General features: G+C 33.0%; 14 protein-coding genes and 1 pseudogene. 5 read left to right on the top strand and 10 right to left on the bottom strand.

Going from position 1 to position 22707, the window contains the following annotated elements:
* Positions 1-6246: pseudogene (locus IUY40_RS17095) on the bottom strand (hypothetical protein); the annotation flags it as partial.
* Between the two features lie 1252 nt (positions 6247-7498).
* On the opposite strand from IUY40_RS17095, the gene IUY40_RS17090 reads away from it, so the two are divergent.
* On the top strand, positions 7499-8137 hold the full coding sequence (locus tag IUY40_RS17090; RefSeq protein WP_195738077.1) for a helix-turn-helix domain-containing protein: 639 nt from the start codon (positions 7499-7501) through the stop codon (positions 8135-8137).
* Positions 8138-8171: 34 nt separating this feature from the next.
* Here the strand turns inward: IUY40_RS17090 and IUY40_RS17085 are convergent, their stop codons facing one another.
* The 4 genes from IUY40_RS17085 to rpsF all read right to left on the bottom strand — a co-directional run bounded on the left by IUY40_RS17085 (position 8172) and on the right by rpsF (position 9901).
* Positions 8172-8645 carry a DUF6495 family protein gene (locus tag IUY40_RS17085; protein ID WP_195738076.1) on the bottom strand — a complete coding sequence of 158 codons (474 nt, stop codon included), beginning with the start codon at positions 8643-8645 and terminating at the stop codon, positions 8172-8174.
* Positions 8646-8751: 106 nt separating this feature from the next.
* Positions 8752-9192, bottom strand: a complete 441-nt coding sequence (gene rplI / locus IUY40_RS17080) for a 50S ribosomal protein L9 (RefSeq protein WP_195738075.1) — start codon at positions 9190-9192, stop codon at positions 8752-8754.
* Positions 9193-9257: 65 nt separating this feature from the next.
* Positions 9258-9554 carry a 30S ribosomal protein S18 gene (gene rpsR, locus IUY40_RS17075; RefSeq protein ID WP_002987043.1) on the bottom strand — a complete coding sequence of 99 codons (297 nt, stop codon included), beginning with the start codon at positions 9552-9554 and terminating at the stop codon, positions 9258-9260.
* A gap of 5 nt (positions 9555-9559) precedes the next feature.
* Positions 9560-9901 carry a 30S ribosomal protein S6 gene (rpsF, locus tag IUY40_RS17070; protein ID WP_195738074.1) on the bottom strand — a complete coding sequence of 114 codons (342 nt, stop codon included), beginning with the start codon at positions 9899-9901 and terminating at the stop codon, positions 9560-9562.
* A gap of 168 nt (positions 9902-10069) precedes the next feature.
* Between rpsF and IUY40_RS17065 the strand changes: the two genes are divergently transcribed.
* A complete protein-coding gene (locus IUY40_RS17065; protein ID WP_195738073.1) occupies positions 10070-10768 on the top strand; it encodes a LytTR family DNA-binding domain-containing protein in 699 nt (232 codons plus the stop codon).
* Here IUY40_RS17065 and priA read toward each other — a convergent pair.
* The 5 genes from priA to nadC form a co-directional block, all read right to left on the bottom strand.
* Positions 10765-13215: a primosomal protein N' gene (gene priA / locus IUY40_RS17060; RefSeq protein WP_195738072.1), complete on the bottom strand. Its 2451-nt coding sequence runs from the start codon at positions 13213-13215 to the stop codon at positions 10765-10767. The genes IUY40_RS17065 and priA overlap by 4 nt on opposite strands.
* An 80-nt stretch (positions 13216-13295) precedes the next feature.
* Entirely contained in the window at positions 13296-14051 is a 756-nt protein-coding gene (bla-B1-FLAV, locus tag IUY40_RS17055) for a subclass B1 metallo-beta-lactamase (protein WP_195738071.1), read from the bottom strand.
* Between the two features lie 23 nt (positions 14052-14074).
* Positions 14075-14500 (bottom strand): DUF2147 domain-containing protein, encoded by a 426-nt coding sequence (locus IUY40_RS17050; RefSeq protein ID WP_195738070.1) that lies wholly within the window; start codon positions 14498-14500, stop codon positions 14075-14077.
* Between the two features lie 89 nt (positions 14501-14589).
* Positions 14590-15519 carry a YihY/virulence factor BrkB family protein gene (locus tag IUY40_RS17045; RefSeq protein ID WP_195738069.1) on the bottom strand — a complete coding sequence of 310 codons (930 nt, stop codon included), beginning with the start codon at positions 15517-15519 and terminating at the stop codon, positions 14590-14592.
* Between the two features lie 28 nt (positions 15520-15547).
* Positions 15548-16405, bottom strand: a complete 858-nt coding sequence (nadC, locus tag IUY40_RS17040; RefSeq protein ID WP_195738068.1) for a carboxylating nicotinate-nucleotide diphosphorylase — start codon at positions 16403-16405, stop codon at positions 15548-15550.
* 216 nt (positions 16406-16621) lie between these two features.
* Between nadC and IUY40_RS17035 the strand changes: the two genes are divergently transcribed.
* The 3 genes from IUY40_RS17035 (at position 16622) to IUY40_RS17025 (ending at position 22703) form a co-directional block, all read left to right on the top strand.
* Positions 16622-17719, top strand: a complete 1098-nt coding sequence (locus IUY40_RS17035; RefSeq protein WP_195738067.1) for a DNA alkylation repair protein — start codon at positions 16622-16624, stop codon at positions 17717-17719.
* A 246-nt stretch (positions 17720-17965) separates the two neighbouring features.
* Positions 17966-18292: a DUF6660 family protein gene (locus tag IUY40_RS17030; RefSeq protein WP_195738066.1), complete on the top strand. Its 327-nt coding sequence runs from the start codon at positions 17966-17968 to the stop codon at positions 18290-18292.
* 94 nt (positions 18293-18386) lie between these two features.
* Positions 18387-22703: a CusA/CzcA family heavy metal efflux RND transporter gene (locus tag IUY40_RS17025; protein WP_195738065.1), complete on the top strand. Its 4317-nt coding sequence runs from the start codon at positions 18387-18389 to the stop codon at positions 22701-22703.
* Positions 22704-22707 lie beyond the last annotated feature (4 nt).

Raw genomic sequence — 22707 nt, 5'->3', positions numbered from 1 at the left:
TTGGGTATCGTCGTTGGTTGTTGGTTTAGCTGGATCAGTTATCGTTACGGTTACCAGTAAGCGAACAGCACTCTCACAATATACTTCTATTGGATTTGTTTTTATAGGAATAGAAATAGCTCCATAATACGCTTTACTCGTTAATGGAGTACTTGCCAACAATGGAGTTGTACTTATAAGAGAATCATACCAAACAACGTTTGGTTCATTAACCTGAAGGCTCGCAACTGTTGGATTATTGGCCAAGCAGAAATCTTGGGTATCATCATTTGTTGTTGGTGTCACCGGACTACTTATTGTTACTGTAGCCATTTTTAATTCTCCCTCTTTATTCTGGCATGTATTATCGCTTGATACCGCAACATAGTAAGTAACAGGACTCATAAGTGCTGTTAATCCCGAAACTGTTAAAACTCCTAAACTACTAGTAGTATAAGTAATACCTGCAATAGTAACAGGTCCTGGTCCATTTGGAATAGATTGTGTTTTATTAGCGTCAAAATACCAAAAGAATTTAGGATTTGTTAAAGTACTCTCTGGTGTAAATACAGCATCTGTGTTGTGACAAACAGAATCATTATTTACTGTAATATCAGTTACAAGAGAATTTGGTAAAATTGTAAATGTAATTTGTTTTCTATCTCCTGGAGCAGTTTCACAAAATTGATCTGAACTAACTCCTAAATAATAAGTATAAGTCCCAGCTGTTAATCCTGTTAAATTTAATATTGAAGCCGTTTCTCCTACAATTAAATTACTATTTGTTCCGTCAAAACTATACCAATGATACACTATATTACTAAGTACTGGAGTAGCAGTTAAAACCGCATCTAACTTAACTTTACCATCTCCCGCACAAATAATAGTTTCGCTTCCATCATTAATTTTTACATCTACGATTGTACTTACCGGAGTTGTTGGTCTAACGATTACATTCACTTCACCCCTTGCTAGAGCCGGACAACCGTAACGAATTGGCTGAATATAATATTTATATGTACCTGCTGCCAATGTAACTGGAATTGTATAAGTTTGACCTGTCGCTAATTCGTTCCCTCCCGTTGGGGAGTCATACCACTTATAGGTTGAACAATTTGCAGGAGGTACCTGCAATGTTATAGTACTACCAGGACAGACCGTGACGTTATTACCATCATCTCCTCCAATGACATTAGTATTTGTTACACGGTCGATATTATGAACTCTAAGTTCGTCTAATACACTTGCAACACCTCCAAAAGATATTGTAACTCTATCATATGGTTGAGCTTGAGGAGCTACAACTGTCATTGCCATTGTATCTCCCGAAAGTAATTTTAATGTCAATAAGCTACTTGTATTTTCAATAGGAGCACCTACTGCAATTTTCCCTAAATAAAGCTGAATACTAAATCCAGTAAGTAAATTAAGATTTAAAACTGTTCCTGGCTTAGAAATCAATACTCTAAGACTATCTCCAACCATGGATGGTGTTCTAAAAGTTGCAGAAAGTTCAGCTGCTGCAAGTACTCCTACTCCGCTAAACATTGTAGCATAAGTTGCTATATCATTATCAGCTACATTCCATGCATTCGAAACTCCAACAGTAGCTGTTAATGCACCAACTCCTATTTCTTTTACACCAAAGAAAACATCTTCGATATCTCCTTGTCCACAAGTTATCTGAGCAACTGATTTATCATAATAAGCATCATATACATTTATACTTTGCGCTACACTTAAAATTGATCCTATTTGCACTCGAATACCATCATAAGCTTTAGGTCCTGAAATATCTGATGGAACAAATGTATATTCAAATGAGTTTTGACCAGATAATAAATTTAATAATGATCCAGATACCGATTGTAATGTTCCAATATCAATTGGGTTTCCTAATCCATCACGTTTAGTTCCTATCACAGTAACGCTTTGTGCTAACGCTACCCCACTATACTCCGCACCTAACTTTACTGTTACAGGAGTTCCTTTTGCAATAGTTGTAGGCCATTGCAAATTTTGCCATGTAGTTCCAATACCTAAAAGGCCTAAACCAGTTGTTATTGTTGAATATGTTTTAGGATTACCATCTACAGCATTAGCGCCGTTTGTAACACCTCCAGTAATAATTGATCCCCATTGTTGAGTGGTAGCATATTCTCTTTCTAATAATGGATCACAACTAGCAGGATCTATGACAGTAATTGTAACAGTCTGGCTACTTGTACAAGTTCCGTTACTCGCAATTACTGTATAGGCAAAAACGCCAACAGTATTTAGTGCGCCTGTATTATTTGATGGTATAGGATTTCCTGCAGGATCATACCAAGTTACAGTTCCATCAGATGTTGCTACTAATGCTACTGAATCGCCTTTATTAACAACTACAGAAGCTGTTGTTACTGTTAAAGTTGGTAATGGATTAATTGTAACCGTCACTTTTTCTTTCACAGATGGACAATCAATACCAGTAGTTTGAGCTTGAATCCAGTAATCACCGCCTATAGTAATATTTGCGGCAGCTTGCTCTGTAATTGGCGCATTTAAAGAATCAAAGAAAGTATATGTTGTATTTCCTGATGTATCAAAATTTGTGATAGCATCTTTTAAATTCACTTTGGCACAACCAGCCAAAGTTGCTGTAACTGTCAAGTCTGAACCTGCTGGAAAATTTACTACAACTTCTTTTAAAGTTCCGTTTACATTTTCGCAAGTACCTCCATTAAGAACCGAAATATAATATTTATAAGGAGAGTTCGAAGCAATAAGTCCACTTATAGTAAGCGCTCCAGTTGTAGCGTCTTTTAAGTATGTTACTCCAGCTACAGTTCCAGATATAATTTCTTGAGTTTTATTTTGATCTGTATAATATTTAAATGTTGCTCCTGCCAATGTTGCTGTTGGAGATAATATAACACTTCCAGTACAAGATGCATTTACAGGGCTTGTTGTTGCAATATCAGTATCTGTAGGCAAAGGCAACACCGTTACTGTGATAGCCTGACGATTAGTATTAAGACATGGTGTAACTCCACGACTGGCTTCTAAATAAAATATTTTAGTTCCTGTTAATGTTCCCGTTACATAAGTGTTTGTATTAGTTGCTAAAGCAGTTCCTCCAGTTGGCACATCATACCAAGTAAATGTTTGTGTACCTGTAGCTGTAGCCGTTAATGTCGTAGATTGTCCTTCACAAATTGGAGTTTCTGCTCCAGTTATTGTTGCATTTGGATATCTATAAGAAGCTTCATAAATATCTAATTCTGCTAATAAAGTAGCTAATCCCTCTAATCTAATCTGAACGCTTGTAAACGGACCTCCTGCAACAAAACTCGCTCTAAAACGGTTACCACCTAAGATCTGAACATTTAGAAGAGAGCTAATATCAGATTGATCAGGATTAGGTAAACCTGAATTAAAACTTTGCAAACTAATATTAGAAAGAGCACTTATGTTAAGAAGCCCAACAGGAATCCCTAGTTCTACATCTATAATATCTCCAGTCTGACCAGCTGTTGGGAAACTCAATACTTGTTGCATATAATCATCTAACAAACCAACAGGTATTGATAGACGTGCTGCAGTTGTATTCATACCATCTACAGAATCTCCATCATTTGTTGAACCACACAATAAACAGCCTGTAGTCCCTCCTTTAGAAGTTACTTGCGAATTAGCCAATAAACAAGAATTAATAGAATTACTTATGGCAACATTAATAACTGCTCTTGTATCGCTTATACAATTTGTTAGTGGATTTCTCGCAGCAATATAAAAACTTTTATTTACCGTTAAAGCTGGTGTTGGCGTATATGACGTTGTAGCTGATGCTAGTAAATTTCCATTGACAGGAGCATCATACCAATCATAATCTATACCAACCACAGGATTCGTAACAGCCAAAGTAACACTTTGTCCAGCCTGTATAACAACATTAGATGATGCTACAGTAGGCACTAGAGGTAGTGGGGTAATAGTAAGATTTACCGCTGTACGAGTTGTAGTTGCACAGCTTCCGATCGAAGCTTCAACATAATAACTTACATTAGCAGTTAAAGTTGGAGTTACATAAGATGTACCTGTAAATAATAAATTTCCAGCCGTAGCTGCATCATACCATTTATAAGTTGTTCCCACGACTGGAGCCTGAACACTCAATGTAGTTGTTTTACCACTACAAATTGCTGATAGAGAAACATTTATTGTTGGAGCAATCGGATTATTAACTGTAACAAGAACAGGAAATCTTTCGCCATTCACACAACCATTACGAGTAACTTCAATATAATAAGTACTATTTGCTGTTAGAGCAGGTGTAGTATAAACGGCTGTACTACTTAATAGAGTACCTCCGGTTAAAGTATCATACCATTTAATAGTTTCGCCCAAAGAAGCACTAGATGTTAAAGTAGCTGTTTGTCCGCTACAAATTGTCGTATTTCCAGTTATAGTTCTCGTTTTAAACTTATACGAAGCTCCATAAATATCCAGACTAGTTAATAATGTAGCCAATCCTCCTAGCCTAATCTCAACACGATCAAAGACAGAACCTGCTGTAAGACTCGCTTTAAAACGATTGCCTGTTAATAATTCAATATTTAAAAGGGAACTGTTTACAGCTATTCGGTCATTATTATAAGTAGCACCGTTATAAGTCGCTAATGAAATATAACTTAAGGCGCTTATGTCTAAAAGTCCAGTTGGAATTTCTAAATCAACCGTAATAACATCTCCAGCTTGACCCGGATTATTAAATTGTAGTGTTTGCTGAATCCATCCATTAATCAAACCAATTGGTACTGATAATCTGGCAGCAGTGCTACTACTACCATCAACCGAATTGTTAGGATTACTTGCAGAACACAACAAACAAAGTCCATTTTGGTTCGTTTGTTGACTATTTGCATCCAAACAGCCTCCTAACGGGCTAGCTGAAACAGTTATGTTTATTGCAACTCTGGTTGCACTTACGCACCCTCCTGCTGCACTAACTGCTTCAACATAATAGGTTTTATTTGCAGTTAATATAGGAGTAGTATAAGTAGGTGAATTTGCTAATAACTTAGTCCCTCCTGTAGCTGCATCATACCAATCGAAGGTAACACTTGGGTCAGTTGAAGAAGCACTTAAAGTTGCATTTTGACCCGACAATATTGATACACTTTGCGTTAACACCGTTGGAAGTGCAGGAACCGGATTCGAAGTAACACTAACAGGAGTTCTGATTGGTGTTTTACATGTTCCTATAGCAGCCTCTACATAAAAATTAGTAATTCCAGTAGGTACAGTCGTAGTAAAGGTGTTACCTGAACCTAAGAGAGTACCTCCCGATGCAGCATTATACCAAGAATAAATGGTACCTGGCACTGGGCTTATTACTGATAAAGTAGTCGATTGTGTTGGTCCTGTAGAACAAATTGCAGTACCACTGGTATCTATAGTCGGTAATACTGGGTTTGTAATATTTATAGTTACAGGAACTCGTTCATCACTCTCACAACCTGCGTTTCTTGAACTACTTACATAATACGTTTTTGCAACTGTTAAAGCGGGTGTTGTAAAAGTATTCGTATTTGAAAGTGCTGTAGTCGATGTAGGTGAATCGTACCAAGCCAGAGTAGTACCTGCAGCAGCAGTAGCTGTAAGTGTTATTGGTTGTCCAGAACATACTGCTTGAGTATTTCCTCCAACAATTGTAGGTTTAGCAAATTGCAATCGAACCTCGTATATTCTTAAACTTAATAATACGCTTAAAAGTCCTCCACTCTGTATTCTTACACTATTTGCATCTCCAGGTAAGGTATATTTTATAACGCCTATCTTGTTTACATCATCTAAAATTTGGAGATTTAATATTCCGTTGCTTAACGCTACTTCTGGCCCAACATTAGCCACTCCATTTTTTGCCTGAATAGTTCCATTTGATAGTAACTCAGCATCCAAGACACCGTTTCCGGTATTAAAATAAATGACAATTTGGTCACCCGCTTTAGCCGTTTGGTTAAAATGTAAGGTCTCCTGCGCAAAACAAGCTAAACCTAAAACATTTGATATAGAAGCAAAAGTAGTCATGTTTCCATCAAATGCATCATTGGGAGTAGTTACACTCATACCTACACATAATAACCCACCTACACTATTAGTCTGTGAGTCGGGTCTGCAAAAATTTTGTGAAAATGAGTTCGAAAAGGGAATTAACATCAAAAACAACCACAAATAATTTTGTAGAAATGCTCCCTTTTTTATTGTTAATAAAAATGTTTTCATATTCCTGAAAGATTAATAAAGTGAAAAATAAATTCCAATATGGTAAATAGGTGCAGTATATCTAAAAACAGAGATTGATAAATATAGCTGTATTAACAAACAATCAGATATACATCCTAATAATCTGAAAATAAATCAATTATAAAGTCTATAAAAAATCACTCCGAATTTGTTGCAAACTCAATTAGAAAAGAACTGTATAATTCCCTAATTCGACAAAAAACAAAAGTCAAATAGTTCATAGAAAAAGAAAGTTGTTTGCAGGAGTTACTTAAAGTAGGTTTTACTTTCATAAAATATTTCTTAAGAGATTAATATAGTTAGATAGGATTATCGTTTCATTATTTAAGTTGAGTTTAGGCAATAAAATCCTGTACGTGATGTATTTATATACATTCATAAAAATAAAAACTAGAAATTTTAATACGACAATTTTAAGTACAAGAAAAACTCACACAATAACCATAAGAAATAGATTCTATGGAAACATGAAAATTAAAATCTATTAAATGCAAAAAATAAATTTTAACAAAAAAAGATTTGATAACCAATACTTGAGTAGTCGATTTGTTCTTCAGGGGGATTGAAGACTCAATTAATAATATTATATTAACAATACTATTGTGTATTTTTATAGAATAAATAATACTGATAATTATTGCTACATTGACCAAGTTGGTTATTTATTTTAAAAACAAAAAGAACCAATTTATTTATAAAATTATCAAACGATGAAAACTTATTCTTGCTCCTAGAATCAAAAAAAAATATGGGGTTTAATTTTTGATTGAACAACAATGAAACAAGAAGTAAATTAGGAGAAAATTTATTCCTTCTGAAAAAAGTAATTATATATTCCATAAGCATCTATATTAAAATAATAATTAACAAAAACGTACATTTTTTTTTTATTTAAAGACTTTATTAAAAAGTCTTCATGCTATGCTACTATGTGGTATTATATTATTTTATGACAGAAAAACAAATTAGAATAATAATAAATAATCATTTTTTTATATATTGCTCTACATTTGATATTAGAATACCCAAATTCTATATAAAACAACCTATTTATACTTAATCAGAATTATATCTGAATTTTGTCGTTATGTGATTTGAGCAATAATTTTAAATTTTAACTTAAAAAATAAATCAATTATTTTTTTTTTAACTATTTAATCAATAGTGTTAACATTAATTAACAATCGTTCAATGATTAATATTTTATAAATTTAATAATCTTTTTTTTAATATGCAAGCTAAAAAATCACTAAATGCGAATTTAACCTTAAAAAGATTAAAAAAGGCTTTACAAATAAACACTGACATCGAGCTATCTAAACTACTGAATATTAAGCCAAATACCATCTCTACATGGAAAAAAAGAGATACATTAGATTATAATGCAATAATCTCAATTTGCAATCTTTACGAAATCGACCTAAATAAAATACTTTCAGAAAATCCCAAAAAAAATGAAATAGGAAATATAGTCTTAAACAATACTCCTTTAATAAAAAGAGAAATTCAGTTTGAATATTGTCTTGGCAATGAAGATTTGTTAAACAGTTTACCCAAATATCATTTCCCTTTTATTCAAAGTAAAATTTCCAGAGCATTCGAAATAGTTAGCAACAACATGAAGCCAACTATAAATGCGAATTCATTTGTTGTTTGTGAAATTACAGACATAAAAACCATTGAAGAGAATGCTATTGTAGTAATAATAAGCAAAACCAAAGGACTGATTATTAATCGAGTAATCAATAATAGTCCTTTAGAAAATAACTTTACTATAAGCAATGATAATACTTTTTTCAGAAACACTACTATTGATCCTGAAGATATCAAAGAAATTTGGGCAGTAAAAAATATACTAATTAGAATATAAAATCAACCTAATTTATTCAATAAAAAACAAATAATTATGATTCTATGATCGTATTTATTTGTTTAAACAATTGTCCATCGCTCAGAAATGCACCTTGTTGAATTAATTCAAAAATAGAAGTATTACGGTCATCAGTAAAAACTTTTTTACCAACTTTCATTTCAATAGTTTCAGTAAACATATTATCACTAAGCCATTGTAAGCCTTCTTTTGTCAAGAAATCAGTTTCTGGAACCAATGATTTCAAAACTATCGATTGAACATGTGTATCAAAACATTGAAATAGGAAAATATGATTTTTAGAAAAGTGCTCTAGAAATTCAGCTCTAGAAAGAACACCTTCCCAAATTAAATCAGAAAATACATCTAGCTCTTGCTCAGCTACCTCAGGCTTGTTTATTTTAATCGAATCCCACTCAGCCTTATCTATTGCTTGCGTTCCTAAAAAACTTGCAAATTCAGCATTTAATTCATCGAATTGTTCTTTTGTTAATCTTGCATATTTCATTTTAAAACATTTATGGCTTTTATAATATAACTAGATTTAAAGCCTGTTTAATATTCAAAAAAAAATCCCGATTTACATCGGGATTTCATATTATAAATTAAAACTATTACTTTTCAGCAACAATTTCGTATGGTAATTCAACTACAACATCTCTGTGTAATCTGATGTTTGCAACATATTTACCAGTACGTTTTACGATACCGCTAGTAATAAATTTTCTTTCGATAGAGTTACCAGCTTTTTCCAAAGCTTCAGCAATATCTATGTTAGTGATAGATCCAAAAAGTTTCTCTCCACCAGTTTTTGCGAAAATTTTAATTTCAAGTGCTTTTAGTGATTCAGCTATTTTCTTAGCGTCATCAACAATTTTAGCCTCTTTGTGTGCTCTTTGTTTTAGGTTTTCAGCCAATACTTTTTTTGCTGAAGGAGTTGCTAAAGCAGCAAAACCTTGAGGAATTAAAAAGTTACGACCGAAACCAGCTTTTACAGATACTAAGTCATCTTTAAATCCTAGATTCTGTACGTCTTGTTTTAAAATAAGTTCCATGTTGTTGTCCTTATATTTGAGAAGTTAGGTTCGTTTTACGGAAACCAACAACTATTAGTTTAATATTATTTTAATAAATCGGCCACGTATGGCATTAAAGCTAAGTGACGAGCTCTCTTAACTGCTACAGACACTTTTCTTTGGTATTTTAAAGAAGTTCCTGTTAAACGACGAGGAAGGATTTTTCCTTGCTCATTAACGAATTTCAATAAGAAATCTGCATCTTTATAATCGATGTATTTGATTCCTGATTTTTTGAAACGACAATACTTTTTAGTTTTGTTAGTTTCTATGTTTAAAGGCGTTAAATATCTGATATCTCCGTCTTTTTTTCCTTTTGCTGATTGCTCTATTGTAGACATAATAATTAAGCTTTTGTAGATTTTAATTTTGTTCTTCTTCTTTCAGCCCAAGAAATAGCGTGTTTATCTAAACTTACTGTTAAGAAACGCATAATTCTCTCGTCACGTCTAAATTCAGTTTCAAAAGCAATTAGGACTTCTCCAGCTACTTTAAACTCAAATAAGTGATAAAAACCACTTTTTTTGTTTTGGATTTCGTAGGCCATTTTCTTTAGACCCCAATCCTCTTTTGATACCATTTCAGCTCCTCTACTAGTAAGAAATTCTTCAAATTTCGTTACTGTTTCCTTCACCTGAACCTCAGATAAAACGGGATTTAAAATGAAAACAGTTTCATAATGATTCATAAATATAATATTTATTTGTTAAAATTTGGTGCAAAAGTAACCCTTTATTTTATATAAACAACACTTTTTTACTTTTATTCGACGTATGGTAAAAAAATAAGCTTGAAATCTAGTTTTTAAATAAAAATAAATCTATATTTACTATTACATTCCCTAAATTTAAATGTTATGAAACTAAATTGTGTTGTAGTAGACGATAGTTCTATCCAAAGAACTATTATCTCAAAGTTAGTCAATAATCATCCGAATTTACACTTGATTGGAGATTTTTCAAATGCAATCGAAGCTCGAAGCTGTATCTCTTTAAATAATATTGATTTGATATTTTTAGATATCGAAATGCCTGTTATAAATGGTTTTGATTTTTTAGATGGTCTAAAAACAAAACCTCAAATAATCTTCATTACCTCTAAGGCAGAATATGCTTTAAAGGCTTTTGATTATGATGCTACAGACTACCTCCAAAAACCAATAGCAATAGATCGCTTTAGTGCATCTGTTAAAAGAGCATTAGATTTATATGCCTTACGTACAGATGTAAAAGAAGATGAAGGCGAACATATTTTCATCAAAAGCAACCTTAAAAAACTTAAAATTTTCACTGCAAAAATCAAGTGGATTGAAGCTTTTGGCGACTATGTAAGAGTTGTAACTGAAGACGATAGCAACCTAGTACTTTCGACTATGAAATCTTTTGAAAATGATTTATCAAAAGAAAAATTTATTCGTGTACATAAATCATATATCATTAATATCGACAAAGTAGAACGTTTTAATAGCAAATTTGCAGAAATCGGAATCACAAAAATTCCATTAAGTAGAAATAAAAAAGAAGACTTAGTTCGTGCTTTATCATTAATGCATTAATAAAAGTCTACATTTATCACCACTTTTATTGCTCTATATTGCGCAACAGCCTCAAAACTATTCAGTATTTTCTGAATAGTTTTTTTTGTACTCCCCAATGGTATCTCATGCGGGATTTTAATTAAAATAGTTCGAATATATTCATTTCTGATTCGGCTAATTGCCGGCTCCTCCGGACCCAACACTGGCATATTCAAGTTCTGACTCAAAACTTCATACAACCACATTGAACCTTCTTTTAACTTATCAAAATCACGATGCTTGAGCGTTAATTTTATTATCCTAAAATAAGGTGGGTATTTATAAATTTTCCTGTCATACAATTGTTCTCTATACATACCTGCATAGTCATTATTAGTAACCTGCTGTATTGTGTTATGATTGGGATTATATGTCTGAATTATAACTTTACCTTGTTTCTCTGAACGTCCAGCACGTCCAGAAACCTGCATCATCATTTGAAAACTACGCTCGAAAGCGCGAAAATCTGGATGAAACAACATATTATCCGCATTCATAATCCCTACCAGGCTCACATTGTCAAAATCTAATCCCTTAGCAAGCATTTGTGTACCAACCAAAATATCTATCTCTCGATTTTTAAAACTATCTATAATTTTCTCAAATCCAAACTTGCCTCGCGTTGTATCTTGATCCATTCTACCTATTTTAGCATTTGGAAAAAGCACAAGCAACTCCTGCTCTATTTGTTCTGTACCAAATCCTTTGGTGGTTAAATCAACACTGGAACAACTATGACAGTTTGTTGGTTTTGCCATGCTATACCCACAATAATGACAACGCAGTTGATTTTTATGTTTATGAAAAGTAAGACTCACGTCGCATTGCTGGCATTGTGGCACATGTCCACAAGTGATACATTCTATAATAGGTGAATATCCACGTCTGTTTTGAAATAATATAACTTGCTCACCTAATGTTATCGCTTCTGAAATTGCTTCAGTTAAAACATCACTAAAGTGACCAGTCATGCATTTTCTAAAATACTTATCTTTTAAATCAACTAACGTAATATCTGGCATTCGAACATTATTATAACGCTCAGTTACTGTTACCAATCCATATTTCTGTGATTCTGCATTAAAATAAGTTTCCAAACTTGGTGTTGCCGACCCCAAAAGCACCTTAGCCTTATGAAAATTTGCCAGAACAATTGCCGCATCACGTGCATGATAGCGTGGCGCAGGATCTACTTGCTTAAAAGTCTGTTCATGTTCTTCATCAACAATAAGCAAACCTAAATTAGCAAATGGCAAAAATAAAGCTGACCTCGCTCCTATTATTATTTGAGCATTTTCTACATTCCCCAAAGTCTGTTTCCAAACCTCAACTCGTTCATTATTACTATATTTAGAATGAAAAACAGCTACTTTATTCCCAAAATGAACTCGTAGTCTAGCAACCAGTTGTGTCGTTAGTGCAATTTCTGGCAACAGATACAAAACTTGTTTACCCGTTGCTAAATACTCTTCAATAAGTTTAATATAAATTTCGGTCTTACCACTAGAAGTTACACCATGAAGCAAACAAACCTCTTTTTCAATAAAACTATTTTTAATTTCTTCGAAAGCAGTTTGTTGAACCGAACTTAACTGCAGTTCCTTTTCTGTGCTTTTACCTATAAAATTAATTCGATCATGCTGTAAAAAATATTCTTCAAAAATCTCTTTCTCAATTAATGCCTTTACAACTGCCGATGATGATTGGGACGTTTCAACCAGTTTCTTAACTGTAATTGGTTTCTTTTCGACTGCACTTAGCTGAAAATATGCCAAAACAATTTCTTTTTGTTTAGCTGCATTTTTAAGTAGCTCCAACAACTCATTTAATCCTTGATTAGAATCATATTTGCTATGTAACTTAACATAACGAACTAACTTCGGCTTATAACTTTCTTGTATTTCCTGCTCTAGAACAACAATATCTTTATCTATTAATTTTTGAAGAACAGGAAAAACATTTTTTTTGTTTAAAATCGCAACAATATCCTGAACTTTTAACGAGCTCTGATGCTGCAATGCCTCATAAACCAAATATTCCTCATCACTTAAAATAGTCTGATCTACAAAAACACCTGCCTTATGCGAGATTACCGTTTCACTTTCTAATAACAACCCACTTGGGAATGCCCCTCGATACACATCACCAATAGCACACATATAATAGGACGCAATCCAAAGCCAATGTTTTATCTGAATTTCGGTAGCAATTGGCCTTTCATCAAGAATTTGATGAATTTCTTTGGCCTCATACAAAGTTGGCTCATTTTGATGCGTTTCAAGCACCAATGCTGTATACATTTTACTTTTACCAAAAGGCACAGCAACACGCATTCCCTTTTTGATAAAATTAAACTCAGCTTCTGAAATACGATACGTAAACGTTTTGGCTAATGAAAGTGGCAAAATGACTTCTACAAAATGCATTTTAAATAATTGTATATTTTAAAATAATAGCGTTAAGAATATTATTTTTCGTTCATAATTAGCAAGACCTCAACGCAAATTTACTTCTTATCTAGCTTTCCCGAAGCTTTTGCAGTGTTATATTCTTTAACTAATTTTAATGTATGATTAAGTGATTGTGTATTAACCCAATCATCATGACCTGTAATAATATATACTGGTTTTTTAAATTTTGCTTGCACTTTTTTAATTGATTTCTCCCATTCTTTCACATCCGAATCTCCCAAATAACCTAAGTCTGTTGCATCGGTGCTTTTTATAAAACAACCACCGTAAAGTATTTTTTCTTTATTAAACCAAACTACAACATTATCTGATGCATGTCCTTTTCCTGGATAAAACACTTCAAAACGATGTTGCCCCACTGTAAATGTAGTATCATTTGGCATTATAAACTCCGCTCTTTTTTTACCTTCTTTTTCAAGAATCTGATCTGTTAATTTTATAGTATATGTCTTAATACCTTTTTGCTTATAAAACCCTAAACCTCCTGCCCTATCCTCATGCGAATGCGTTGCAATATGCAAAACAACATCTTTATTATGTCTGGCTTTTATACTATCGAGTAATGGCTGAAATTGTGTTACATCCCAGGGAGCATCAAACAGCACAACGCCTTTATCTGTAACCAGATACATAGAATTAGCAGAAATTAGATCTCCCTTGTAATCGTGAAAAGTTTTATAAATATAAAAGTCACCTGTAAGATGACTTATTTGTAATTTACTGTTTTCTGTTTGCCCAAAAGATTTTGTAAATCCTATAAGCAACAATAATAAAATCAATTTATTTTGCATTTTTAATTTTTTAATTTTTTAATTTACATTCTTGTCCAATATTGTGTTCTCCCTAAAATAGAAATCCCAATAAACCCACGTAATTTTAGTTTATTTGCAGAGTCTAGTGTAATGTAGCATTTATATATTTTACCGGTTGTTGGGTCCAAAATTGTTCCTGAATTATACTCATCTCCATCTTTCTTTAAACCGTTAATAATTACCATTCCTAAGATTGGTTTATTTTTTAATGCTCCAGAGCATTTTGTACATACATCTTTTTTATGGTCTGCGCGAAGAATCTCAACTACTTTACCATAAATTTTCCCTGATTGTTCATACACTTCTACAATCGATTTCGCTTCTCCTGTTTCATCATCAACGGTTTTCCATTTTCCGATTACAGTTTGACTTTGTACATTGCCTATTACCAAAAATAATAAGCCCATTGTTAAGATCCAGTTTTTCATGATGTTGATTTTTTTAGCCCTGATTATAGCGACATCCTTTATCCCGATTCTTTAAGGGGCAAAGATATAGCGGAAAGCAGGAACAGCTTCTAAATATTATTATTTTTTTTTTGCCTTAACTTTCTGATTGTAGCATTCAATTCAAATCCCAAAAGCAGAATCATACAGTTTATCCAAATATAAAACATTAGTATCAATAATGTACCAATCGAACCATAAAGTTCATTATATTTTGAGAATTTTATAACCCAAATCCCAAAAAAGTATGAAGATATCACAATTAATATTGTTGTAAATACGGAACCTATACTTATAAAGGGTACTTTATTATATTGTTTTGTCCCGTAACGCAATAATATAGAAGATGTTATCAGAATCATTAAGATTACAAACAAATAACGCCCCATAATAATAAGCGGAATACTATCATTTAATACATCTTGGATCATTGTCTTTTGGATAAGCACCTCAAAAACTACAATCGTAGCAACGGTTACTAATAACAAAATAGACATTGTAATTGAGATTGCCAATGCTACTAGATATTGACTAAAGAAGCCTCGTTTATCTAACACATGTCGGGATGATTCGAAACCTCCTAAAATTCCGTTAACACCATTTGACATTAAAAAAACGGATAAAAAGAATCCTGAAGAAAGTAATCCCGAATGGCTGTTATTTAAAATGTCGCTAATAATTTTATAAATCGCATCGTAAGTATTTGGCGGAACTCCCTGTTGAACAAACTGTAGAAAATCTTGTTGAAATCCTTCGATAGGGATAAATGGTATTAAATTAAGTATAAACAGCGTAAATGGAAACAATGCCATGAAAAAACTAAACGCAACTGCGCTTGCGTGATATGAAAATGCTCCCTCTATAATACCTATAGTATATAATTCGAGTAAGTCATATAATGAAAAACCTTCAAGCCAAGGCAGTTTTATACTTTTTAAGAAACGAACGAGATAACGCACTAATGGTACTCTACCTAGCCAGTTTTCTATTTCTATAGACATATACTTACGGATTATTGTTTATAAATTTTTAAAGTGCTTTTAAACTTAAATCCATATTATAAACCGAATGCGTTAATGCGCCCGAAGAAATATAATCGACACCGCATAAAGCGTATTCCCGAATTGTTTTTTCGTTGATATTTCCTGAAGATTCAGTTTGGCATTTATCTCCAATTAACGCAACTGCACTTTTAGTATCTTCATAATTGAAGTTGTCTATTAAAATACGAAAAACACCATCGCTTTGCAAAATCTCTCTAATCTCATCTAAGCTTCTAGCTTCAACTATGATTTTTAAATCTAGTTTATTTTCTTTTAAGTAGGCTTTGGTTTTGGCTATAGCCAAGGTAATTCCTCCTGCAAAATCGATATGATTGTCTTTTAGCATTACCATATCATAAAGTGCAAATCGGTGGTTTTCTCCTCCCCCTATTTTTACTGCCCATTTTTCAGCAATACGAAAATTAGGTGTTGTTTTGCGAGTATCTAATATTTTAGTATTTGTACCTTTTAAAAGTTGTACATATTGATTTGTTTTAGTTGCGATTGCCGACATACGCTGCATAGAATTCAGCACAACACGCTCCGATTTTAAAATCGCCTGTGAACTTCCTGAAACATGAAATACAACATCTCCATATTTTACTGGAGTTCCGTCTTCTATAAACGTTTCAACTTTTAAACTTGGATCAACATAATTAAAAATCATTTTAGCAAATGCAACTCCTCCAATTATTCCATCTTCCTTTACCAATAACTTTGCTTTTCCTTGCGCATCGGCAGGAATACAGGCTAAGGAACTATAATCTCCTGTGCCTACATCTTCGCGAATTGCATTAAAAATAAGCAATTGTAACTCGTTCTGAAATTGTACTTCGTTAATCATTTTGTATGAATTTTAATAGAATGCTAAAGTAGGACTTATTTTGTGGATTTGAAAATTTAAAGTGCTATAGAAATAACATTAAATTTATTTATTTACCATTATTATAAATAAAAAAACTAAGCCTTTACCTTAGTGGAACTTAATTTCTTAATAGTTCAAAATTTTATTTTATGTATACTATCTATTAGATATCTTTGGGATTCAATTTACTATCAAATGGGATTAATTAAAGATATTTACTCGATTGCTTTTTACGAAAATTTCACTAATTGCGTTGCCAAAGTTATTCCTGACTTTGATAAACAGCAATTTTTGAATTTGATTTTTGACGCAGATTTCGCCAATAAAGAATGGAAAGAACGTATGCAACATACTACCGTTGTCTTGCATCAATTTATGCCTGCTGATTTTGGAAAAGCAGTTTTAACCATTGAAAATATTATCGAGAATTTAAAGAAAGACAAATTCACTGATGGCAATCTGGCTTTTATCTTTTTTGCCGATTATATTGAAAAATACGGTATTGATGATTTTAAAACAAGTGCAAAAGCTTTTGTAATGATTACACAATTTATAAGTTGTGAGTTTGCCGTTCGTCCGTTTATAATTAAATATCATCAGGATATGATTGATGAAATGATCAAATGGTCTTTGCATGAAAATCACCATGTAAGACGATTAGCAAGTGAGGGTTCACGCTCTCGATTACCTTGGGCAATGGCAATTCCTGCTTTAAAGAAAGATCCCACTCCTATTTTGCCCATTTTAGAGAATTTAAAAACTGATTCATCCGAATACGTTCGTCGCAGTGTTGCCAATAACCTCAATGATATTGTAAAAGATAATCCGAAAATTGTACTGGATATTGCCGCCAAATGGCAAAACATAAGCCCTGAAACCGATGCTATTATTAAACATGGTAGCCGCACTTTACTAAAACAAGGTAATACTGATATTTTAAAACATTATGGACTAGAAAGTACTAATATCACATTGTCTGATTTTGAAATTATTACCCCTAAAGTAAAAATTGGAGAATACTTAGAATTTCAGTTTTCACTGAATAACAGCAATCCAGAAAACAAAACGGTTCGATTAGAATATGCCGTTTATTACCAAAAATCAAAAGGCCATTTGGCTAAAAAAGTATTCAAAATTAGTGAACGCATTTATCAGCCTAATCAGTTGGTAAAAATTAAAAGAAACCAATCCTTTAAAGTAATTACAACACGCGTATTTCATTTAGGGAAACATCAATTATCGATAATTATTAATGGAACTGAGAGTGAATTACTCGATTTTGAATTGATTTAATACTAACAATAAAACAGTTGTTGTTTTTAAAACTATGTAAGTGATATAAGGAAATATAAGTTTTTCTTAAATGAACTTACATAACTTATATGGTTCATTTTTAATACTTTTAGATAACTAAAATAGAAGTTCCTTAAATTGGAACTTAATGACAGCTCGGTATTTTATATTCAAACTATGTTATTATTCTACTAAAAACAGGTTTTTATTTTAAAACATCAGATTTTTATCCTTAATTTTACCGCCGTGAAATGGATTAACCTCATATTATCAATTTACTTAGTTGTACTATCGTGTTTGCCTTGTGCAGATACGCTGGAAAACGAAAGCATTGCGCATACAACCGAAATAGTAAGTAAGTCAGCTAATCAATCTCACGACAAAGAATTGGATCTTTGTCCTCCATTCTGCAGTTGTAATTGTTGTGCAGCTCAAGTTCTAACTACTGCTCCAGCTATTACATGGATTTTTAATGAAGCAACTGCTCTCATTAAAAAACCTTTATCATCGTATCATTCAATTCTTGCTTCCAATTTCTACGGAAGTATTTGGCAACCACCCCAAATAATATAATGTAGCCCGAGTAATTTCGGGTATATGTGTTGTGGTTTACCACAAAAAAACAGGCGATCTCTCGTCCTGATTTCTCATTCATTATATCCAAAAAATGTTAGATAAGATTATACAATTTAGTATAAAGAACAAATTCATTATACTATTACTTACCTTGGTTCTTATAACCTGGGGAAGTTTTTCACTTAAAAATTTACCACTAGATGCTTTACCTGATATTACTAATAATCAGGTGCAAATTATCACTACTGCTCCTACTCTTGCCAGTCAGGAAGTAGAACAATTAATTACCTATCCGATAGAACAGTCTCTAAAGACAATTCCAAAAGTAATTGAACTCCGTAGTATTTCTCGCTTCGGGTTATCAGTTGTAACAGTTGTTTTTGAAGAAGATGCAGATACCTATTGGGCGCGTGAGCAAGTCTTTCAGAGACTAAAACAAGCTGAGGAAATTATTCCTAAATATGCTGGAACTCCAGAATTAGCTCCAATTACAACAGGATTGGGTGAAATTTACCAATACGATGTATATGCAAAAAAAGGCTACGAAGACAAGTACAATGCTACAAGTTTAAGAACAATTCAGGATTGGATTATTGTACCACAATTGCAAGGTGTAAAAGGTGTTGCCGAAGTAAGTACTTGGGGAGGAAGCGTAAAGCAATATGAAATTGCTGTTGATCCAAACCGATTAAATAGTTCAGGAGTAACAATTACAGAAATTTTTGATGCGCTCGAAAAAAACAACCAAAATACAGGTGGTGCTTATATCGAAAAAGATGAGCTTGCTTATTTTATTCGTGGTGTCGGAATGGCTTCTGGAATAAAAGACATCGGAAACATTGTTATTAAAAATAGAAATGCTACTCCTATTTTAGTTCGTGATGTAGCAACAGTACAATTAGGAAATGCTATTCGTTTTGGAGCTACAACCAAAGATGGAAAAGGTGAAATCGTAGGTGGTTTAACACTAATGCTAAAAGGAGAAAACTCTAAAGCAGTTGTAGAACGTGTTAAAGAAAAAATGATAGAGGTAAACAAAATGTTACCAGAAGGAGTAGTTGCCGAAGCATTTATCGACAGAAGTAAATTAGTCGATAATGCAATCGGAACTGTTACCAAAAACTTACTTGAAGGAGCATTAATTGTAATTTTTGTACTGATCTTATTCTTAGGAAATCTCCGTGCAGGATTAATTGTTGCTTCAGTAATTCCGCTAGCTATGCTTTTTGCGGTAATCTTAATGAATGCCTTTGGCGTAAGCGGAAACTTAATGAGCTTAGGAGCAATCGACTTTGGAATTATAGTTGATGGTGCCGTGATTATTGTAGAAGCCACAATGCACCATTTGCAAAAACTCAAGAAGAAAAGAGAATTAACCCAATCTGAAATGGATGAAGAAGTATATGCATCAGCTTCAAAAATCAGAAATAGTGCCGCTTTTGGAGAAATAATTATCTTAATTGTTTATCTACCAATATTAGCTCTGGTGGGAACCGAAGGAAAAATGTTTAAACCAATGGCAATGACAGTTGGTTTTGCGGTTTTTGGTGCTTTTATCCTGTCACTGACCTATGTCCCTATGATGAGTGCGCTGTTTTTATCTAAAAATACTGAACATAAACCAAATTTTAGTGACCGAATGATGGTTTGGTTCGAAAAATTATATGCTCCTTTCTTAAATAAAGCATTGCATTTTAAGAAAGCCGTTTTAGGTATTGCTGTGGCATTATTTGTCCTTGCACTTGTTATATTTCAAAACATGGGAGGAGAATTTATTCCTACTATCGAAGAAGGAGATTTAGCCATTAATGCAACTATCATGACAGGAAGTTCATTAACACAAATGATAAAAACAACTACCGAATATGAAAAAATGCTTAAAGCAAAATTTCCAGAGATTAAAACCATCGTAACTAAGATTGGAAGTGGAGAAATCCCAACTGACCCAATGCCTATAGAAAGCGGTGATTTAATTATTGTTTTAAAAGATAAAAAAGAATGGACCAGCGCAGACAACTGGCAAGATTTGGCCCATTTGATGAAAGAAGAAATGGAAAGAATTCCTGGAGCTAATATCGAAGTTTCACAACCTATACAGATGCGCTTTAACGAATTAATGACTGGTAGCCGAAGTGATATTGCTATCAAAATATTTGGTGACAACCTTGATGTTCTAGAAAGAAAAGCCAATGAATTGATTTCAAAAATCAATAAAATTGAAGGTATTGGAGATCTTAAAGCGGATAAAGTAAGCGGATTACCTCAGATTACTATTAAATATGATTATGACAAAATTGCATTATATGGTTTAAACATCGAGGATTTAAATAAAATACTCCGTTCCTCTTTTGCAGGAGAAACTGCCGGTATAATTTATGAAGAAAACAAACGATTTGATATTGTAGTTCGAATGAACAAAGACAATCGTAATGATATTAGCGATGTAAGTAATTTATTTATTCCATTACCAAACGGGCTACAAGTACCTCTTTCTCAAGTCGCAACTGTCGATTACGAACAAGGTCCTGTTCAGGTAATTCGGGAAGATGGTAAACGTAGAATCACAATTGGACTGAATGTTCGTGGTCGTGATGTAAAAAGCGTTGTAGAAGAAATTCAACAAAAACTAGACAAAAACTTCAAACTTCCTGCAGGATATTATGTTACTTACGGAGGACAATTTGAAAACCTAATCGAAGCCAACAAGCGTCTTTCTATTGCGCTACCAATTGCGTTGAGTTTAATTTTGGTGCTGCTTTATTTTACTTTTAAAAGTACCAAACAGGCGGCATTAATTTTTACTGCAATTCCGCTTTCAGCTATTGGAGGTGTATTTGCTTTATGGTTGCGAGGAATGCCTTTTAGTATCTCAGCAGGAATTGGTTTTATTGCTTTATTTGGAATTGCAGTTTTAAATGGGATTGTATTGATATCCTATTTTAATCAGCTTAAAACCGAAGGAATTACCGATCCTTTACAACGTGTTTTAATTGGAACCAAAACTAGATTACGCCCTGTTTTAATGACTGCCGCTGTAGCTTCTTTAGGATTCTTACCAATGGCATTATCTACAAGTGGTGGTGCCGAAGTACAAAAGCCACTGGCAACTGTTGTAATAGGTGGTTTATTCTCAGCAACATTACTTACACTTATCGTATTACCGATACTTTATTTATTATTTGAGACGAAAATTAAAAGACAAACAACAATGACAAAACCTATAGTAACAGTACTTTTATTACTGGTTAGCAGTTTCTCTTTTGCACAAAACAGCAAAGCTATCGGATTAGACAAAGCTATAGAAATGGCAAAAGCTAATAGTATTAACTTGAAAATTGCTGATAAAGAAATAGAAAAACAAACAGTGCTTAAAAAAACCGCATTTCAGCCCGATCCATTACAAGTAGAATATCAAGGTGGACAATCTAATAGTGCCGAATACGATAGCAATATTTCGATTCAGCAATATTTTCCTATTGGAAAAATCACTAAAGCCAACCGACAATTACAGGAGGAACTGGTGAAATTAGCCGAAAAACAAAAAGCGTTGTCCGAATATGAAATCGAAAAAGCGGTAACATTAGCCTATTATCAGTATTTATTTGGTGTTTCAATACAAAAACTAAATACCGAATTATTCAATGTTTATGCCTTATTTCTTAAAAATGCTGAACTCCGTTTTAAAACTGGAGAAAGTGGTAATATCGAAGTAATTAGCGCAAAAGCAAAGTCTAAAGAAATTGAAACACAAAAAATACAATTAGAATACGATTTGGCTATTTACCAGAAACAATTGCAATTTTTTGTTCAAACAAAAGAAAATATTATGCCCGATAGCGCTACACCGCTACAGTTTACTTCTCTAGCCGAATCGAATAAATCGAAAGTAGAAGGCTTAATGAATGATTATTATCAGCAACAAATTTCAGTCTTCCAAAAAGAAGCCAATACGTTCAAAGCGCAACGTACACCAAAACTTGGCTTGGGTTATTTTGCTCAAACAATTGATACTAAGTCTACATTTCAGGGATTTACAGCTGGTTTACAAATTCCGTTATTTGGAGGCGTAAATACAGCTAAAGCAAAAGCTGCCTCGATAAGCATTGCTCAATCACAACTGGAATTAGAGAAAAATCAATTTTCACTGGAATTGCAAATGCAGGAACTGCAAAATGAATTTGAAAAACAAGAAAAAGGACTGCATTACTACCAAACCGAAGGTTTGCACTATGCTGAACAAATTATTACAACTGCACAAAAAAGTTATGCTAACGGAGATATGAGCTATTGGACGTATATCAGTTTTTTAAATCAAGCCATTGACATCAAAAAACAATATGCCGAAACTTTGAACACATACAATCAAAGTGCCATCCGATTACAATTTCCATCAATTTCCAATAACTAATACT

Source organism: Flavobacterium sp. ALJ2 (assembly GCF_015594725.1).
In the GTDB taxonomy this organism is placed as follows: Bacteria; Bacteroidota; Bacteroidia; order Flavobacteriales; family Flavobacteriaceae; genus Flavobacterium.
The sequence above is the reverse complement of the archived record's forward strand: the minus strand, read 5'-3'. Positions and strand labels throughout refer to the sequence as shown.

Excerpts from the sequence above, each read along its gene's own strand:
- IUY40_RS17090 (WP_195738077.1), top strand. The coding sequence starts at position 7,499 with ATGCAAGCTAAAAAATCACTAAATGCGAATTTAACCTTAAAAAGATTA.
- IUY40_RS17085 (WP_195738076.1), bottom strand. The coding sequence starts at position 8,645 with ATGAAATATGCAAGATTAACAAAAGAACAATTCGATGAATTAAATGCT.
- rplI (WP_195738075.1), bottom strand. The coding sequence starts at position 9,192 with ATGGAACTTATTTTAAAACAAGACGTACAGAATCTAGGATTTAAAGAT.
- rpsR (WP_002987043.1), bottom strand. The coding sequence starts at position 9,554 with ATGTCTACAATAGAGCAATCAGCAAAAGGAAAAAAAGACGGAGATATC.
- rpsF (WP_195738074.1), bottom strand. The coding sequence starts at position 9,901 with ATGAATCATTATGAAACTGTTTTCATTTTAAATCCCGTTTTATCTGAG.
- IUY40_RS17065 (WP_195738073.1), top strand. The coding sequence starts at position 10,070 with ATGAAACTAAATTGTGTTGTAGTAGACGATAGTTCTATCCAAAGAACT.
- priA (WP_195738072.1), bottom strand. The coding sequence starts at position 13,215 with ATGCATTTTGTAGAAGTCATTTTGCCACTTTCATTAGCCAAAACGTTT.
- bla-B1-FLAV (WP_195738071.1), bottom strand. The coding sequence starts at position 14,051 with ATGCAAAATAAATTGATTTTATTATTGTTGCTTATAGGATTTACAAAA.
- IUY40_RS17050 (WP_195738070.1), bottom strand. The coding sequence starts at position 14,500 with ATGAAAAACTGGATCTTAACAATGGGCTTATTATTTTTGGTAATAGGC.
- IUY40_RS17045 (WP_195738069.1), bottom strand. The coding sequence starts at position 15,519 with ATGTCTATAGAAATAGAAAACTGGCTAGGTAGAGTACCATTAGTGCGT.
- nadC (WP_195738068.1), bottom strand. The coding sequence starts at position 16,405 with ATGATTAACGAAGTACAATTTCAGAACGAGTTACAATTGCTTATTTTT.
- IUY40_RS17035 (WP_195738067.1), top strand. The coding sequence starts at position 16,622 with ATGGGATTAATTAAAGATATTTACTCGATTGCTTTTTACGAAAATTTC.
- IUY40_RS17025 (WP_195738065.1), top strand. The coding sequence starts at position 18,387 with ATGTTAGATAAGATTATACAATTTAGTATAAAGAACAAATTCATTATA.